The sequence below is a fragment of the Paenibacillus sp. WG02 genome (genome assembly GCF_055396115.1).
The window spans coordinates 6601906-6620023 of sequence record NZ_AP036016.1 but is presented as its reverse complement, the minus strand read 5'-3'; the positions used below and the strand labels follow the sequence as shown (position 1 = coordinate 6620023).

At 43.4% G+C, this 18118-nt stretch carries 17 protein-coding genes and 1 pseudogene; 15 read left to right on the top strand and 3 right to left on the bottom strand.

From position 1 onward, the window contains the following. Positions 1-104: 104 nt before the first annotated feature. The 10 genes from ACBP55_RS30065 to ACBP55_RS30020 all read left to right on the top strand — a co-directional run bounded on the left by ACBP55_RS30065 (position 105) and on the right by ACBP55_RS30020 (position 12111). Positions 105-1490, top strand: a complete 1386-nt coding sequence (locus ACBP55_RS30065) for an amidohydrolase family protein (protein ID WP_464646878.1) — start codon at positions 105-107, stop codon at positions 1488-1490. Positions 1491-1547: 57 nt separating this feature from the next. Continuing rightward, positions 1548-2543 carry an aromatic ring-hydroxylating dioxygenase subunit alpha gene (locus ACBP55_RS30060; protein ID WP_464646877.1) on the top strand — a complete coding sequence of 332 codons (996 nt, stop codon included), beginning with the start codon at positions 1548-1550 and terminating at the stop codon, positions 2541-2543. A gap of 200 nt (positions 2544-2743) precedes the next feature. Next, positions 2744-3835, top strand: coding sequence for an ABC transporter substrate-binding protein (locus tag ACBP55_RS30055; protein WP_464646875.1), 1092 nt, complete (start codon positions 2744-2746; stop codon positions 3833-3835). A 37-nt stretch (positions 3836-3872) separates the two neighbouring features. Continuing rightward, positions 3873-5252, top strand: a complete 1380-nt coding sequence (locus ACBP55_RS30050) for an amidohydrolase family protein (protein WP_464646874.1) — start codon at positions 3873-3875, stop codon at positions 5250-5252. A gap of 139 nt (positions 5253-5391) precedes the next feature. Then, positions 5392-6213, top strand: coding sequence for a creatininase family protein (locus ACBP55_RS30045; RefSeq protein ID WP_464653449.1), 822 nt, complete (start codon positions 5392-5394; stop codon positions 6211-6213). A 47-nt stretch (positions 6214-6260) separates the two neighbouring features. Next, positions 6261-7058 carry an ABC transporter ATP-binding protein gene (locus ACBP55_RS30040; protein ID WP_464653448.1) on the top strand — a complete coding sequence of 266 codons (798 nt, stop codon included), beginning with the start codon at positions 6261-6263 and terminating at the stop codon, positions 7056-7058. A gap of 21 nt (positions 7059-7079) precedes the next feature. Further along, entirely contained in the window at positions 7080-8417 is a 1338-nt protein-coding gene (locus ACBP55_RS30035; RefSeq protein ID WP_464646873.1) for an FAD-binding oxidoreductase, read from the top strand. 134 nt (positions 8418-8551) lie between these two features. Beyond that, positions 8552-9331 carry an ABC transporter permease gene (locus tag ACBP55_RS30030; protein WP_464653446.1) on the top strand — a complete coding sequence of 260 codons (780 nt, stop codon included), beginning with the start codon at positions 8552-8554 and terminating at the stop codon, positions 9329-9331. Positions 9332-9384: 53 nt separating this feature from the next. Next, positions 9385-10611 carry an amidohydrolase family protein gene (locus ACBP55_RS30025; RefSeq protein ID WP_464646872.1) on the top strand — a complete coding sequence of 409 codons (1227 nt, stop codon included), beginning with the start codon at positions 9385-9387 and terminating at the stop codon, positions 10609-10611. A 168-nt stretch (positions 10612-10779) separates the two neighbouring features. After that, complete coding sequence (locus tag ACBP55_RS30020) at positions 10780-12111, top strand: hypothetical protein (protein WP_464646870.1); 1332 nt, start codon at positions 10780-10782, stop codon at positions 12109-12111. A 102-nt stretch (positions 12112-12213) separates the two neighbouring features. Here the strand turns inward: ACBP55_RS30020 and ACBP55_RS30015 are convergent, their stop codons facing one another. Next, complete coding sequence (locus ACBP55_RS30015; RefSeq protein WP_464644886.1) at positions 12214-13665, bottom strand: IS1182 family transposase; 1452 nt, start codon at positions 13663-13665, stop codon at positions 12214-12216. A 115-nt stretch (positions 13666-13780) separates the two neighbouring features. Here ACBP55_RS30015 and ACBP55_RS30010 point away from each other — a divergent pair. Beyond that, positions 13781-14374 (top strand): annotated as a pseudogene (locus ACBP55_RS30010) (ATP-binding protein); the annotation flags it as partial. Between the two features lie 48 nt (positions 14375-14422). Here ACBP55_RS30010 and ACBP55_RS30005 read toward each other — a convergent pair. Both ACBP55_RS30005 and ACBP55_RS30000 read right to left on the bottom strand, forming a co-directional pair. Further along, positions 14423-14662, bottom strand: coding sequence for an NHLP leader peptide family RiPP precursor (locus ACBP55_RS30005; RefSeq protein WP_261302164.1), 240 nt, complete (start codon positions 14660-14662; stop codon positions 14423-14425). 76 nt (positions 14663-14738) lie between these two features. Then, positions 14739-15671 carry a hypothetical protein gene (locus ACBP55_RS30000; RefSeq protein WP_464646867.1) on the bottom strand — a complete coding sequence of 311 codons (933 nt, stop codon included), beginning with the start codon at positions 15669-15671 and terminating at the stop codon, positions 14739-14741. A 159-nt stretch (positions 15672-15830) separates the two neighbouring features. On the opposite strand from ACBP55_RS30000, the gene ACBP55_RS29995 reads away from it, so the two are divergent. From ACBP55_RS29995 to ACBP55_RS29980, 4 genes are all read left to right on the top strand, one after another. Beyond that, positions 15831-16271 carry a MarR family winged helix-turn-helix transcriptional regulator gene (locus ACBP55_RS29995; protein WP_029194417.1) on the top strand — a complete coding sequence of 147 codons (441 nt, stop codon included), beginning with the start codon at positions 15831-15833 and terminating at the stop codon, positions 16269-16271. A gap of 36 nt (positions 16272-16307) precedes the next feature. Continuing rightward, positions 16308-17228: an AEC family transporter gene (locus tag ACBP55_RS29990; RefSeq protein WP_464646866.1), complete on the top strand. Its 921-nt coding sequence runs from the start codon at positions 16308-16310 to the stop codon at positions 17226-17228. Between the two features lie 89 nt (positions 17229-17317). Further along, the gene (locus ACBP55_RS29985) at positions 17318-17620 is read left to right on the top strand and encodes a hypothetical protein (protein WP_464646865.1); all 303 of its coding nucleotides are present in this window, start codon (positions 17318-17320) and stop codon (positions 17618-17620) included. Between the two features lie 39 nt (positions 17621-17659). Next, positions 17660-18022: a DUF423 domain-containing protein gene (locus ACBP55_RS29980; RefSeq protein WP_029194414.1), complete on the top strand. Its 363-nt coding sequence runs from the start codon at positions 17660-17662 to the stop codon at positions 18020-18022. Positions 18023-18118 lie beyond the last annotated feature (96 nt).

The following is an 18118-nucleotide window of genomic DNA, read 5'->3' as shown; positions in this document are numbered from 1 at the left end:
GACGGTAAAAAGGTTTATTCATATAATAATGTCAATTAACATAACACATAAATAAAATAAACAAGTTTATGTTAGATTATATAACATAATAGAGAGGTGGTAACATGTCAAATAAGTTAATTTACAACGGTACAGTGTTGACCATGAATGCCACCAATCAGATTTTCAAACCCGGCTATGTGTATATGGAGCATGATGTGATCCGTGAAGTGGGGGAATGGAGATCCGATGGGAGCTTGGACCATTTAATCTCACAATCTTCGTATACGTACAATGCTTCGGGTAAAGTCGTCATTCCCGGGATCATCAATGGTCATACCCATTTGTTTCAAACGTTCATGAGAGGGGTATCGGATCACTCCCCGCTCGCACAGTGGTTGAAGGAGATTATTTGGCCGATGAGTCTCGCGATGGAGCCTGAAGATTTTTATTTGGCTGCTTTAATTGGGTGTATTGAAAATTTGAAATCGGGCGCGACATATATGATGGATCACCATTATATCCACACGTATCCAGAGAATGATGCAAGTGTACTGCAAGCGATGGTGGATTCAGGGATTCGCGGACATTTGGCCAGAGGTGGCTCGGATTTGGCTGGTGAAGTCCGCTTGCGGGAGACAGAGGAACAGATCTTCCACTGCACAGATCGTTTGCTCGATGAATGGGATGGGGCTGCGTCCGGCCGGATTCGAATTGCACTAGGGCCGCTTAATTTATATGGATGTTCCCGAGGGTATCTCGAGCGGGCGGCTGTCTTTAGCCGGGATCGCAAGCTGATTTCTCACATTCATGTTGCTGAAACAAGCGAGCAGATCGACACGACGATGGCCCGTTATGGCCTGCGCAATTTGGAATTGCTGAATGAAGTTGGACTGCTGGGCGAGCAAACTCAGGTTGTTCATGGTGTGTGGCTTGATGATGGAGAACTAGAAATGATTCGTACAAAGCAAGCTTCCGTCATCCATTGTCCAGTATCCAATATGTACTTAGCTTCTGGTGTTGCTAGAGTACCTGAAATGCTGCGTATGGGCATTAACGTTGCCTTAGGTACGGATGGTCCTGGCAGTAATAATTGCCAAGATAACTTGGAAGTGCTGAAGTTCACGGCATGCTTGCATAAGGTGAATGAGCTGGATGCTACCTTATTGCCGCCGATGGATGTGCTGCGTATGGCTACAGTGAATGGCGCAAAGGCCGTTGGAAGGAGTGCTGATTTGGGTAGTCTCGAGCCAGGCAAGAAGGCAGATCTAGTGACCGTAGATATGCTCAAAGCACACATTAGTCCTGTGCATCGCGCTTCTTCAGCGCTAGTTTATAACGCGAACGGCAATGATGTCGATCTCGTAATTGTCGGCGGTCAGGTTGTTGTAGAGAAGGGGATAAGCACGTGGATCGATGAGCAAGAAATTCTGCAAAGGGCCCAAGCAAGGGTTGATGCTCTGCGTAATAAACTGGCTGGGCAATATCCTATTTTTTCAAATATAGAGTAATTCCTCTTAAAACTTGCGCTAAACAAATTTTCAGAAACGATAGGGAGGATGATTTCAATGGCTTTACAACGTCTACATGATCCTGTACTTGAAAATGATTGGCATGCTGTGTACCTCGCGTCTGAGCTGAAAGACCAACCTGTGGGTGTCATCATTTTGGGTGAAAGAGTAGCCATTTACCGCTCTAGCAAAGGGGTTCATGCGATGCAAGATCTATGCGTTCACCGTGGAGCTATGCTTTCCAAAGGGTGGGTACAAGATGATGTCCTTGTCTGTCCATACCATGGCTGGCAGTATGATTCATCTGGGCAATGTGTCTGTATTCCAGCGCAGCCTAAGGGAGAGAAAATTCCTCTCAGAGCTAAAGCGCAAACCTATGCCTGTGAAGAGAAGTATGGCTTCATCTGGGTGTGTATAGGTGAACCCGTGGCATCTTTGCCTCATTTCGAAGAGTTTGCTAATTCGGAGTTTCGTCCATTACCATGCGGCCCCTACAAAGTTGAGGCAGCTGGGACAAGGGTTATTGAGAATTTCACAGACTTTGCACATTTGATGTTCGTCCATCAGAATCTGCTCGGACACCCCGACTATGCGGAGCTGCCCGACTTTCAGGTTATCAAAGAGAAGGAACGCATTTATATCGAAAATATTCCGATCTTTCAACCGGTTGCCCATTCTGGCTCGGATAAGAGTGAAGGGACGACTTACGTCTATATGAAAGAAGTTTATCGGCCTTTATCGGCTCGATTGTCCAAAGCAGATCCGAGCAATGGCCAAACTTTGTGGATTATGTTGACGGTATTGCCTGTAGCCGCAGAAGAATGTGTCGTGTTCATGATGGTTTCGCGGAATTATGCCTATGACGTTGATGATGCCAATTTTATTCGCTTCCAGGATATCGTGTTTGAACAAGATGCGAGGGTAATCGAGACTCAGAAGCCGGAGCTGCTTCCGCTGGACCTGCAGATCGAACTCAACCATAAGGTAGATCGTTTCTCCATTGCGTATCGTCGTTGGTTGAAAGAATTAGGTGTGGTTGTTGGTACAATTTGAGTGAATGTTCGTGTTTTATGATATATTAGTGCATTTATTCAAAATAACTCTTGAAAAAGTAATAAAAAGACGTACTTTTATTGTGTGAAAATACAAAACGTTAGTCTATTCGTTGACTTGAACAGGCTATCAACTCTATATTTGACTAAAGATTGATATGTTCTTTTGTAGAGAAACCAAATATGGAGGGGAAGTTTAATATGAAACCATTTAATCTTACTAACCCGCTTGCAGCGAAACGCCCAGTTGTTTTGTCCATTAGCTTAGTTATGATCTCAAGTATGCTCGCCGCATGCGGAAACGCGGGCTCATCGGTTTCAACGTCAGCGCCAACTACAGCACCAACGGCAGCAACGACGGCTTCCGCTGCTCCAGCAGCTTCAACTACAGCTACCAAAGCTGTCGTACCTGCAACGGTTGTTTTAAACTGGTTCGCCGAACCCGAACATGGTGGGAACTTTGCGGCTTCCGCCAAAGGATTCTACAAAGATGCAGGATTTGATATGACGCTCATGCCGGGTGGTCCGCAGGTTTCTTCTACACAAATCGTCGCTTCAGGCAAAGCGCAATTCGGTATGGCGAATGGTGATGATATCCTAGTAGCCAGACAAGAGGGTATTCCGATTGTAGCTATCGCAACCTCCATGCAAAAGAGTCCACAAGCTGTGTTTTATCATAAAGAAGATACTGCGATTAAAGATTTTGGTGATTTAAACGGACATAAGGTGTATGTGGCTTCAACGGCCAGCTTCTGGCAATTTATTAAGAAGAAATACAAATTAGACAGTGCTCAAGAAATGAAATATACAGGTCAATTAGTTAACTTTGTCAGCGATCCCAAAGCTCTTACGCAAGGATATGTAACTTCTGAACCATTTACTCTTTCTCAGCAAAAGGTAGAGCACGGCACGCTTTTAGTTGCCGATTCCGGTTATAACATCTACGCTGGCGTATACTTCACTACGGAGAAAATGATTGCTGAACATCCAGACCAAGTGAAAGCTTTCGTTGAAGCTACGGTTAAAGGTTGGGATTATTACAAGGATCATTCCGAGGAGATTAATCCTTCCATTCAAGTGAAGAATCCAGATATGGGCTTAGATATGATGAAATATAGTGCTGCTAAAGAGATGGATTTTGTATTCGGCGGAGATGCAGCGTCCAAGGGAACAGGAGTAATGACCAAAGAACGCTGGACAGAAGTTCAGAAGCAGCTTGTTGATGTAGGTGTTCTGAAAACAGCAGAGAACATCGACAAAGTGTTCACAACGCAATTTTTACCTAAGAAGTAAGGGATAAAGAATAGGAAATAATCAGGAGGTGGCGGCATTGGCTTCTAATATGAATATGGATTTAGTGAACGTACGATTGCCAATGGAGGATGAGGGGCATTTGTTTCGTCTCTCGATTCGTGAAGGCATTTGGACTCAGATTCAGAAGCAAGAAGCTAATGCTGCCCATTCTGATGCAGTGTTATTGGAACAATGGAACCCGCAGCTGGGTATAGGCGAATCGAGCGTCTCGTTCATTGATCTTGAGGGAAAAGTAATACTGCCTGGCTTCGTAGATTCTCATATGCATTTAGACAAATCTTTCTCGCTAACCTCGGTTGAGAACCGGAGCGGGACATTAGAAGAGGCTGTACGCAATTACTCATGTGCATCACCGTCTTTTACCAAAAATGAGATTAAGTCAAGAATCATGCGTTCGGCATTGCAAGCTTTGTCTTTTGGTACAACTCACATTCGTACACATCTTGATTTTAATTTGAGAGCCTCTCGTGAAGTAGCATTACGCACAATTGAGGCTGCTTTGGAAGCCAAAGAAGCATTAGCGCCGTTTATCAGCTTGCAGCTGTTTCCGATGTGTCCCTACAATTTCATGTCACTCGATGTTGATGCCGTGGAGGAAGCACTAAAGATGGGCGTTGATGGGATTGGTGGAGCACCGCACTTGTCATTAACCCCTAAGGAAGATATCGATTATATATTCAAATTAGCAGAGAAATATGATGTGCCAATTGATCTGCATTGTGATGAAACAGACAATCCAGCCATGCGTACCATTAATCATATTGCTTTGCGAACGAAATCAGAGGGGTATTCAGGAAGAGTTACCGTCGATCATTTATGTGCGTTAGCTTCGATGACGGATCAGGATGCTCACGGCATTATTGAGCGCATGGCTGACGCGAGGCTCAAAGCAGTCTCATTACCCGCAGTCAATTTGTATTTGCAAGGAAGGCATGACGGATTCCCCGTTAGACGTGGTGTAACTCGTTTGAAGGAAATCTGGGAAGCAGGCATTCCTATTGCCGTGGCTTCTGATAATATTCACGATCCTTTTCACCCTTTTGGCAGAGGCGATTTATTGCAAATTGCTCTTATTGGCTCTTATGCCGCTCATATGGGGCGACCGGATGATCTTCGCACACTGCTGCGCATGATCACAGATGTGCCCGCCAAGGTGCTGGGTCTCACCTCCTATGAGGTGAAGGCTGGCAACATGGCGAATTTTGTTATCTTGGACGGAAGTACGCCAGAAGAGCTCTTTACTATGCTGCCTGAACGCCGATGGGTATATAGTCAAGGAAGCTTTGTGCGGATGGCTGCAAAAAAAGCAGAGTGGCAGGATAAGGCCTTAGCTCATTTTTGGCAAGAAGTAAGTGAGAATGTATCCTTCCATAAACATGAATTCGCGAAAGGGTGAGCGGCTTAATGGCTAACCTGTTAGTCTCTCCTTAATTTTGAACGATGCTAATTTGAAAGCTTAAGATCCGCTCTTCACTCTGAGTCTGGGTCTTTTTTCATAAGAGCTTATGCGTACAATAATGTCCACTCATTCGGAGGTGCTCAGCTTGTCATTCAATCGCTATCAAGGTAAGGCGTGGGATCACTGCTTTTTTCCCCGCTTAAGTAAGCTCGAGGTTGCTCAGGTTCCCAAAGATGATGCGCTCATCGTTCTGCCAGTTGGCGCGATAGAGCAGCATGGTCCGCATATGCCGGTGTTTACCGATACGTTAATTTCCGAAGTGCTCTTGACCGAGGCTTTCGAACAGCTTCCCGATGATGCGAATATATGGCTGCTTCCAGCCATTCCGTATGGCAAAAGTACGGAGCACCTTGGCCATCCAGGGACCATAACGTTATCAGCAACTACTTTAATGGCTGTCGTGATGGATATAGCGAAAAGCCTGAGTAAAAGTGGGTTTCAAAAATTGGTGCTTGTGAACACGCACGGGGGCAACACGGATTTATTAAATATGATGGGCCGGGAAATCCGCATTGAAACGGGACTGGCTGTATTTCGATTAGATCCTGGCGGACTTGGTGCCGCTGATGAGTGGATAACGCCGCTGGAGAAGCAGGCTGGTATTCATGCGGGTGATATGGAAACTTCCTTAGTGATGTCTGCTAAGCCTGATTGGGTCCATATGGAGCTTGCTCCTACGGAATATCCGAATTACCCGGATTCGCGTTATTTGAGCTTTCGCAACCGTGCTTTTGCTTGGGTCATGGATGATTTATCTCATTCGGGCATTTCTGGTGATGCCACGCAGGCAACGATAACGAAAGGCCATGCGATGGCTGCAAAGTACGGTGCACATATTGCCGAGGCGCTGCTCACCTTTCAAGCTTTTGAGATGAAGTCATTGAAAAAGAAACAATAACGGAGGAAAGTTCCAAAAATCACATACAGGAGATGAAGTAAATGGCTATGAATTCTTCTCTGATCCATACATCCAGTTCACAAGTAGCAAGCCCTAAATTCGTAAGCATGGAGAATCTCTCTAAGACGTACCCAAACGGTACTATTGCCTTGCAAGATGTGAATTTAACGATACAAGAAGGGGAGTTCCTTTGTTTTGTTGGTCCGTCTGGATGTGGGAAATCAACGATTTTCAAAATGATCACAGGTCTTGCCAAGCCGAGTAAAGGGACATTAGACGTATTCGGAACGACGCCCAAAGAAGCGCGCAAACAAAGTGATATCGCCTTTGTTTTCCAAGATCATACGCTGCTGCCTTGGTCTACGGTAGAAGCTAACGTAAGATTGCCGCTTGAATTGCGCGGAGTAGATAAGAAGACACAGAAAGAAGAGGCACAGCGCGTGTTGGAGCTGGTTGGCTTGAAGGACTATATGAAGGTGCTGCCTAGACAGCTCTCCGGAGGGATGAAGATGCGTGTCTCCATCGCGCGTGCCCTCATTTCGAGACCTAAGCTGCTTCTGATGGATGAGCCCTTCGGCGCCTTAGACGAAATTACGCGTCAAACCTTGCAAATGGAGCTGCTCAATATTTGGCAGCAAGATAAATCCATGACCGTGTTGTTCGTTACTCATAACGTATTTGAATCGGTATTCTTATCCACAAGTGTTGTTGTCATGACACCGCGTCCCGGTAAAATATCGGCGAGGATTGATATTCCCGTCCCTTTTCCTCGAGATGAAAACTTCCGTACAACGACGCAGTTCAGTGATTTAGTTCGTGAAGTATCTGCCGCTTTGGATCATTGATACGAAAGGGTGAATAAGCTCATGGCCATGAATATTAGCTGGGAGAAAGAGATACAGGAGCAGCTTGCTAAAGAAATCGTGTTTGTCGATGGCGAAACGAGAGAAAAGCTCTCTAAAGATTATTACTGGTACTCACCTGTACTTAATCGCCAATTGCAGAATATGAAGGCGGCTGATGTCGTTGCCATACCGCGTAATGAAGCCGAAGTGGCAGAGGTATTAGCCTTCGGTTACCGCTATAACATTCCCGTTACAGTTCGTGGAGCTGGTACAGGTAACTATGGTCAGGCGGTCCCTCTGCAGGGCGGCATTGTCTTAGATTTAAGCCGAATGGATGAGATTCTTGAAATCGGACCTGGGTTTGGTCGTTTACAATGCGGAGTTCGTCTAGGTGTCATTGATAAAAAGGCTCGTGAAGTTGGGCAAGAAATTCGCATTTACCCCAGTACTTATGTCAAAGCGACGGTGGGCGGCTTTGTAAGCGGTGGTTCCGGCGGAATCGGCTCGATTACCCACGGAAACCTGTGGGATGGCAATGTGCTGGAAGCCGTTATTTTCACCATGGAAGAATCTCCGCAGCGCTTGGTTATCCAAGGCCGTGACTTATTTGATTATATTCATAATTATGGGACGACCGGTATTTTGACTGAGGTGACCATCCCGCTTTCTCCTCGCACAGAATGGGCTCAGGCTATTGCTAATTTCGATACCTTCGAGCAGTCGATGCAATTCGGTGAGGCTCTTGCCAGAGAGGAAGCTATTCTGAAACGATTGATTGCTCCCATGGAGTGGCCGATTCCCTCGTATTTCGTTCCGTTTGCCAAAGTGATTAAGCCAGGCATGGCCGCTGTTATGCTTGAATTTGCTGAGGATACGCTGCCGCTAGTCGAAGCTCTTGCCCAAAGCTATGGCGGGCACATCGGTCATCTGATTGAGGCTAAGAATTACCGGAAAACGATCGGCGTGTCGGATTTTACATGGAATCATACAACGTTATGGGCAATGAAAACGGACCCTTCGATGACGTATCTACAAGCTGGCTTTAAGCTGGATTCCTATATGGAACAAATTCGGAAGATTAAAGACCAATATGGGGATGAAGTGTACTTGCATTTTGAATGGGTACGCAGCGGTGGGGAAATCTCGCCTAATTCGCTTCCGGTTGTTCGCTTTGAAAGCGAAGAACGCTTATACGAGATTATTCAATTTTGTGAATCCATCGGCGTGAAAATATTTGATCCTCATACCTGGGTGCTGGATCATGGCGGACGCGGTGAAGTTGGCAGCATGGAGCGTAAGAAACGTGAGAATGACCCGCGTGGGCTGCTGAATCCAGGGAAAATCATTTATGAGATGTAAATGAAGGGGGACGTACAATGGCTGTAGATTCTAAATACTTGCAAATACTACCGGATGAAATATTCCCTGCCAGAGAACGGGCGGCGTGGGCTAATCGATTGGAAGACGGGGCTTCGCCAGGGCGTAGGCTTCTGATGCTGCTTAAACATCTTTTGCCACCGCTGGTTGCTTTTGTTGTTATCATTGGAGGCTGGGAACTCATCGCTTATTTAGTGAAAGCACCTGTTTATCTGGTGCCTAAGCCTTCCGATATCGTCGCAGCGGCCGTAGAGAACAGACATTCACTTTGGGTATCCGTTAGGACGACGACGCTGGAAGCTGTGCTTGGATTTTTCCTCAGTATTATATTAGGCGTCACAGGCGCCATTCTATTGGCAAGCTCCAAATGGATCGAGAAGAGTGTATATCCTTATGCGATTATTTTACAAACGATTCCAATTGTCGCCATTGCCCCTCTCATTGTGATATGGTTCGATGCGGGTGTGAATGCGATCGTCATTATTACATTCTTAATCGGATTTTTCCCCATGCTTTCGAATACGTTAATCGGTCTAAATTCCACGGATCAAAATATGAGCAACCTGTTTTATTTATACAATGCGAATCCGATTCAAACGATGTGGAGGCTGCGCATACCAGCTGCCCTGCCTTATATCGTAGCAGGTCTGAAAATCTCTTGTACTTTATCCGTAGTCGGGGCTATTGTCGGTGAATACATTGCCGGTATCGGCGGTGGTCAAGGCGGACTTGGTTATGCAATAACATATGCCGCTGCTCGCTTAAAAACACCTTACTTATTCGCTTGTGGACTTTCAGCATCAGCGCTAGGCATTATTTTCTTCCTATTAGTCAATGCTTTTGCCAAATGGTTGCTTAGTTCGTGGCATGAATCAGAGATGAAAAAGGATAACTAAACGGCACCAAGGTAAAGAGGGTGAGTTAGCTGCTGGATATTGTATTTCGTAATGTGCGTAGGCTTGGACATTCAGAGGACCTCGGTCCTGTAGATATCGGTGTAAAAAACGGTGAAATCGCCATGCTTGGACATATTAACGAGCAAGGGGAACGCGAAATCGATGGCATTGGTCATCTGCTGCTCCCTCCGTTTGTGGAGTCCCATATTCATTTGGACACCGTCCTAACGGCGGGGGAGCCAGCATGGAATGAGAGCGGGACCCTATTCGAAGGCATCGGATTATGGCAAAAGCGGAAACAAGCACTCACCTACGAAGACGTCACGGAACGAGCAGAGAAGGTGCTTCGGATGCAGATGGCTGCCGGTATCCTTCACGTGCGAACACAAGCAGATATCTCAGATCCGAATCTGACTGCACTACGTGCACTTCTAGCTTTGCGCGAGCGCATTAAACCATACATGAACCTGCAAGTTATCGCGTTTCCTCAAGATGGCATTCGCGCGTGTCCCGATAATGAGCGCCGGCTGGAGCAAGCGCTTGAGCTTGGCGCTGATGGAATAGGAGCGATTCCGCATCTTGAGCCTACGCGTGAGGAAGGTTTGGCTTCGCTGGAAATTTGCTTCAATCTAGCCGAAAAGCACGGCTGCTTCGTCCATGTTTTTTGCGATGAGATGGACGATGCTCACTCCAAGTTCTTAGAAAACGTGGCCTATCTCGCGATTCGTTCTGGACTGCGCGAGCGAGTAACAGCTGCGCATGCGAACGCAGCAGCCTATTATAGTGAAGCTTATTTCCAGAAGGTGCAGGGACTGCTGGCGCGTTCGGGTGTGAATGTTGTTTGTTGTCCGCTTATCAATAGTGCCATGCAGGGCAGATACGACGGATATCCCAAAGGTAGAGGCATTACCCGGATAAAGGATTTATGGTCGGCTGGCGTTAATGTAAGCATCGCGCATGATGATATTCAGACGCCGTTCTATCCGCTGGGTACAGGGAATATGCTGCAAGCAGCTCATATCGCTGCTCATTTAGCACATATGACGGGGCGCGAAGAAGTGGCGGAGCTTGTGCGTATGATCACGACACGTGCAGCGAACACCTTGCATCTCAAGGAATACGGGCTCAAGCTTGGCCAGCCCGCCAGCTTCATTATGCTGCCTGGAAATGATGCTATGGATCTTGTTCGCGAGCAGCCTAGTTGTCGGTATGTGGTGAGCCGAGGCCGCATTGTTGCTGAAACTGTGCCTGCAAGGAGTCAATTGTTTACCACATTATAAATGTAAAAATTTATACAATTAGCAGCACCCCCTGATGTTATTACACAGGGGGTTGTTTATGTTTTGTTTTTCAAATGTTTACCATGAAATAAAAAGGGAATGAAAAGAAACCTGTCGAATTTATTATATTGTTAATTACTTACAGTTTTCTTCGGGGGAGGAAAATGAATGAAACGGATATCTCGAGTATTCTGGAAAACGATGTTGGTTATGATTATTTGTTGTGGCTTCATGTCTTCCCATACTTATGCCGATGAGCAAGCAGATTTGAAACCGATTCCAGTGTGGAGTATATTGTGGAGTGATTCAGCTGAAGGAAATGATAATGTTGTGATTCCCTCACCTACATATAAATGGATAACAGTCAGGAATGGCGACATGCCTCCCGAGAAACCGAAAGATATTTCTTCGGCATGGGTTCGATTTCAGCTTCCGACTCATGTACCCAAAGACTATGGCATTTACATTGAACAAATATATGCCCAGCAACTCTGGGTATATATTGGTGATCGATTAGTTCGAGAAATAAATTTTGATTTTCCAACTGATGAACAGAGAAGCTTATTTCCTGTAGGTAGTGAAGATGGGGGGGAGTTCGTATATCTAAAGCTGGGGACATCGATGGATCGCTTGGGTTTACGTTCAGAAATTAAACTGGATCATTATTCAGCTTTGACTCGATCATTTATATTTCGGGATTTGCAGAACATCATTCTAGGCTGTGCATTTCTTTTTATTGCGGCGATTATGCTGATATGTTCTTTCTTTTTGAAGCAAATTCAACTTGCAAGCTGGATTTCACTTAGTTTACTTATTTTAGCGTTAGGAACAATTTTTATTACATATTCACCTTTCATGTACGCAAATTTCATGAAGTATGGTGACCTATTTCTTGATTTATTTGATATTTCACTTGCTGTTTTTTTACCAACACTCACCTATTTCTTTGAAAAAATATTTGATAACGGGAATTTTAAGTGGATCAGGGCATTTAGGAAATTCCAGATTATTTATTCCGCTATTTCAATTGCCTTTATGTTTATTAATCAACTCAACGATTATCGATTTATCAAAGCGTATTTCTTTGCGTCTGTTACAGTTTTGGGGTCTATTATGATTATTCAATTCATTTTAATTATTGGATTATCCATTGTATTCGTGAAAAGAGGGAACAAGGAAGCAGTCATTTTTTCATCCGGTTTTGCCATGCTGGCTTTAATGAGTGTCCTAGATTTAATATTCTACTATGCTAGTTCTCAAAAATATCAATTTTTCTTGTGGAAATGGGGCGTAGTAGGATTTATAATAGCCCTCATTGTTATATTAGGTAGACGCTTTGCCATCAACCAGGAGCATATGATCAACTATTCCAAGGAATTGGAATTTTATAACCATCAACTTCAGCTCTCAGATAAGATGGAAATGATAAGCTCGTTGGCGGCATCTGTCGCTCATGAGGTAAGAAACCCTTTGCAAGTAACGAGGCCACTGAAGAACTAGCCTTTTAGTTTAATTGGTGGTTCATTTACAGAAAAAAGAAGACATCCTCCTAAGTGGTCGATGTCTTCTTTCGCTGTTTTTGGCCTTTTGGGACTTTCAATTTTAATCATTTAGCTTCAAGATTCGTTTTAGATTCACCGCAAAAATCGCCATTGCTCCCTGAAGTTCCATACCTAATAGACCCGCGGAAGTGGCTACATCATACCCGTGTCTGTGCTTCAATTCACTGTTCTTCGCTTCAATTTTGTAGCGTTCTTTCGACTTCGCTTTGAAATCTTCACTCTCTTGAAATGCCATTTGGTCGGAATGTTCGTCGGACTTTATGCTGACGGAGTAGCTCTTTGACTTGGCTCCTTCCTTGTAACACCCTTCCCGAAGAGGACATCGCTTACATTTCGACACATCAAAATAATAGGTAGTCACTTGGTTCTTGCTGACACCTTTTTTCCCCTGCCTCGCTTTTCGCGTCGCCAAATGACCTGCTTTGCAAACATACAAACCTGCGTCTTTGTTAAACTCAAACTCCTCTTCTTTTTTCCGGTTTCCCTGGGTAACCACGGGATTCAGTTTGGCTATTAATTCAATATGGTTTGTATTGCTGTAGATGAGATTGTCCTTCTCCGAGTACGCCATGTCGCCGATCACTGTTCGGACATCCATGCCTGCCACTTTACTTTTTTCAATGAGTTCTTGTAGTTGCTTACCGTCGTTCTTTTCACCTGTTGTAACGATGGCTGCTGTAATAATTCGTTCCTCGGTCATGGCCAGATGTGTCTTGTACCCAAAAAAAGCGGAGTCCGCACTCTTGTGCCCAACCCGTGCGTCAACATCTTCTGAAATTCGAAGCTGCTCTACATCATCTAGAACGGTTTCCTTCAACATGTTGAGGGTCTCTTGAAGTTTGGGCACTAAAGCAATACCTAGCTCATTTTCTACGGTATGTATGAGTTTTTGGCAATAACTGATCTCATCTTTCAAATCTGCATTGGTATTTTTGGCTGGGAGCTTGCCCTTTAAGCTTTCATCTATCATATAGAGAGCTTTGCGCACCTTACGTGCCCGATCCTGCAAGATTTCTTGAGGAGACTTCTGGTTGTAACGCGCTTTGGTGTGGGTGGCATCAACAATAATAGCCTTGCTCTTAATAATTCCCTTTTCGGTGGCAAGTTGCACAGTTTTCTGAATGAGCAAATCCAGCAAATTCATGTCTTTCAAACGAAGTTTGCGAAATTTGGTCAAGGAACTAGGATCCATAACAGGGTCTTCTGGCGCCATTCCAAGAAAATATTTGAAGGACATATCGTAACGAGAACGGTCAACAATGTCCACATCGGACAAATCGAAAATAGCTTTCAACAACAAGTATTTAAACATTCGGATTGGATCAATGGCATTACGACCATTATCGAGACAGTAATTTACCTGAAGTTCTTCGTATATGAATGTAAAATCCACGAGTTCATTTATTTGTCGAAGCAAATTATCCTTAGGCACAATCAAATTATAGAGTTCAACATAAGGACTTAACAGCAAAGTTTGTTGTTTTTGGATCACTCGACTCACCCTTATTCCAATGATAATAAAAGTATACAAGAAAAAGGTGCAGTCTCCTCACATTTTTCGCGAGAATACTACACCTTTGTTTGGTTTTACTTTTTCAGTGGCCTCGCAAGTAACAAGAGGATTTTTACAGCTTGTCGCAGCTAGAACAGATGATAAGAACAAAGAATATATGGGAATAGCCATAGAAGAATTAGATCGAGCTTCGCTAATCATTACGGACTTCCTGACATTTGCAAAGCCACAGCTGGATGAACTCGTTGACTTAAATGTTTCGAAGGAAATCAGTCAAATTGAAGGTATTATTGTGCCATTGGCCACATTACACGGTGGGCGGATTACGGTTAGTATTCCTAATGATTTGTTTATACAAGGGAACTCATCTAAATTGAAACAAGTGCTTATTAATATTATAAAAAATAGTATCGAAGCCTTTCAGGTTGATGGTCAGATTCATATATGGGCATATGAGAAAGATGGAGAGGTCAACATTCATATCAAAGACAATGGAGAGGGAATTGAAGCTGCGCAGTTAACTAAATTAGGAGAGCCATACTATTCTACCAAAACGAAGGGGACCGGACTAGGACTCATGGTTACTTTCCGAATTATTGAAATTATGAAGGGGCACATTGAATTTAAAAGTCAAAAATACATTGGTACTGAGGTAGTCCTTAGGTTTCCATCCATAGCTGTAAAATAAAGAAAAGGTGCTACGCGTAATTACGTGGCACCTCTTTTATGTTTTGTTTTACCAGATACTTTCAACGGCATTCGTAGTAACTAATACTTTTGCAGGATTCGTAGGAATGACGAGAACAAACTCAGTTGAAGTTTCTTCTACGGCTTTAACTTTGATGTCATCAGGAAGAGTGATGCCAAATGCTTGTTTTAGCGCGGCTTTGGGATTAGCAATAAGTTGGTTCTTGAATGCTTCATCTTCCCAAGCTTTTTGAATAATTTTCTCTTTTAAAATTCCATTGTTCGACATTACTAATCACTCCTCAATTGGGTAAATTTACCTGCAAATGAATTATAGCATGAATATTCAGAATAATCTATTAAAATTAACTAGTTTTCGACAAGAAATAATAGAATCCACCTAATGTTAACATTTTTCTATTTTCTTTGATTTCCAGTGCGACTTTTTGTATGTTTTGCACAAGAGAATCATGGAAATTGATCATTTGTGTCATAGAAATCTGCAAGTCTAGTAATTGCTCATGATGAGTAATAGCGATTTGCCCATAGAAATCCAGAAAGTCATGTACATACAGCTGCTGCTTCACCATTTCAGGCAATATAGTACTATCCGTTGAAAGCTGTAAGTGCTTATGCATCGAAGCTAATAAGCAGTTGTAAGATCCTTCTTCGAGATCTTCTTCCCAATCAGCCCAATCATCCAGCATTTGTAAAGTGATAAGCGTTTGTTCAACAGCTGAAGTGACGACAGGGATAAGGTGATCTTGATTGGCTAATAGAAGAGCGCCGGTGCTGGCATTTTTGACTGGACTTGCTTTCTTAGCGACCTTGACAATGTCTTGATGGAAGTAATCGGATTGCTGCTCATTGGAAACAGCTTCAGACCATTCTGTGATATACGTCTCATAGTAACTCCAGAAAGGCGACCCCGCAGGGAACATTTCTCTATAAATGGATAGGAACTGCATATGAAATAAATTGGCGAGCGGCAGCTTGTCCTTATGCTCACCCTTGGCCGAATCCATGATATCGTCTTGTATAAAATAGTAGAGCATTACGAATACATTCGCTAAAGAGAGTTTATTCATTGAAGCTGGAGGCAGTTCACTGATGTCTTTCATCCAATATGGAAGAAGATAACAGATATAATTTTTAGTGCTTTCTTCTTTTCTCCCGTCAAATGTAGCTAGATAGGCAAGTCCGAGGTGATCTAACGGTGTTGGAAATGTGCTAATGATGTGTTCTGCCTCTGCAAATACGTCAGCGAGATCTTTCTCATGAGCAAGGAACCAGTTCACAGGTCATTACCCCCTTTATTGGTAGATTCTTGAAAATAGACTAGCACGAATTCACGGCGTATACAATTAGTATTTTTCTTGACAGAGGGATTTATTTTATATACATTTGAAACAAATCGATTGTTTACAATATGACTGAACAGAAAGGAAACCAATCCAATGAGCAGCAGTGAATTTTTAAAGCTAGAAAATCAACTGTGCTTTAGTCTATATGCAAGTTCTAGAGCCATTACTCGGATGTATCGCCCTTTTCTAGAAGGTTTGGGGATCACCTATCCGCAATATTTGGTACTGTTGGTTCTTTGGGATCAAAAGGAAAGCACGGTCAAAGAGCTTAGCGAGAAGCTTGATCTTGATTCGGGGACTTTGACACCTATGCTTAAGCGGATGGAAGCTCAGCAATTGGTTCAAAGGAAACGATCTTCGGAAGATGAACGTGTCGTGAATATTCAAATCACAGAAGCGGGTCTTGCCCTTTACGAGAAGGCGCTTTGTATACCACAGTCGCTGCTTGCGTCAAGCGGGCTATCTCCTGAAGAAATTTACAAATTCAATGAACAGTTAAAACGTATTATTAGCAGCGTAAATGCGTTCGATTAAGGAACGACTATAGGTTTTTTGAATTGAGGATCTGGAATGAGTTATTTCATATACATTTTAGTGAATAACATTGTACCTATTAGTATAATGATCGCGATTGGCGCGGCGATGTACCGCGCTTTTCAAATCGATATTAAGACATTGTCGAAGCTTAATTTCTACGTTTTTTCTCCTGCGCTCGTTTTTGTTAAGCTGTATGAGTCCGAAATGAACTTGCATGTATTATTGCAGGTTCTCTTGTTTTTTGTCCTTTTCTTTAGTCTTCTTTTTGCCAGCATTGAGGTTATCATTCGGTTGAAAAAGATGAAGCGCGGTATGCGTATCGCCATGCGAAATAGCGTGATTTTTTATAATAGCGCTAATTACGCACTGCCGCTGAATCAAACTGTTTTTGCTGGGAATGCTTATACCTTATCTATCCAAATCGTGATCATGATTATGCAAACGCTAATTCCCAATACATATGGCATCTATACTTTAAATGCACATAAATCGACCTGGAAAGCAACGATGAAGACCATTCTTTCCTTACCGGTTATTTATGCCATTCCGATTGCGCTTCTGCTGCGATATTTCCATTTACCTGTTCCAGGATCGATTCATATTCCGCTGCAGTATATTTCAAATGCCTTTATGGCGACAGCCTTATTAACCCTAGGAGTGCAACTTGGCGGCATGAAATGGGAATTTCATTTTTCCAATGTGCTTGTTTCAAATATATTAAGACTTGCCATAGGACCGCTGCTTGGATTTTTCGTTGTTTGGCTGCTCGGAATTGAAGGAATTACGGCCAAAGCATTGATCCTCTCATGCGCTGTGCCCACCTCTCTAAGCAGCGTGCTGCTGGCCATTGAATATGAGAATGAACCGGAGTTTTCTTCACAGGCAGTCTTTACTTCAACTTTATTTAGCATGTTTACAATCCCAGTTGTTATCTTTTGTTTGAATTTTATATGAACATAGAGGGGAATCATGAAATTAGCAGGAATTTCGACATTTTTCAGCGAATGGGTAACCATACTTATCTATAAAGGGGGACATCCTTAATGCGTTACCAATTTTGCCAGTATGTTACGATAGTGGATATGAATGAAGAGATTTTGTCAGAGGTATTATTTGACCATGGCGATTTTGAAACAAATGCCTTATCCATTGGTTCATCTGTTGTGATTTATCAGCTTGGTCTGAAGCAATTTGATGTTGTTTATGACAAAAGAGAAGGCAAAACGGCTCGTAACAAGGTTGTAGACATTGAACTCGATCTTATCAAAAAGCCTTCGGTAACTCGTGTGTTTTTGGAGCCCGTGCGGTTAATTGTCGGACAGCATGATATTGGCGAAGTAGAGTAAGTAAATTCAATCGTTACGGAAGGAAAGAAGACGAAAATGATGAAACTTTTTTTACTGTTAGGCAGTGTGAATGCGTTTCTTTCTGTTGCACTAGGCGCGTTTGGGGCTCATTACTTGAAACAAAGAATTCCGGATAAGATCGATGTGTTTCAGACTGGTGTACAATATCACATGATTCATGCTATAGCGCTCATCCTTATTGCTTTATTGTCGGATAAACTGGCAAATAGCTCTATGGTGAACGCCTCAGGGTGGGCCATTTTTATTGGGATTATCCTATTCTCAGGAAGTTTATATGCGCTGAGTTTGACTGGACTCAAGGTTTTTGGACCCATTACCCCGCTAGGCGGGCTGAGTTTCTTGGTTGGATGGATACTTCTGGCCATAGCTGCTTACAAATAAAAAATTGGAAAGAGTCAGGGAATCTGACTCTTTTTTCATTGTTTTGTGTCTGCTTAGCAGGAAAAAGCGCGGATCATGTAGAAAGTAGTCCATGAC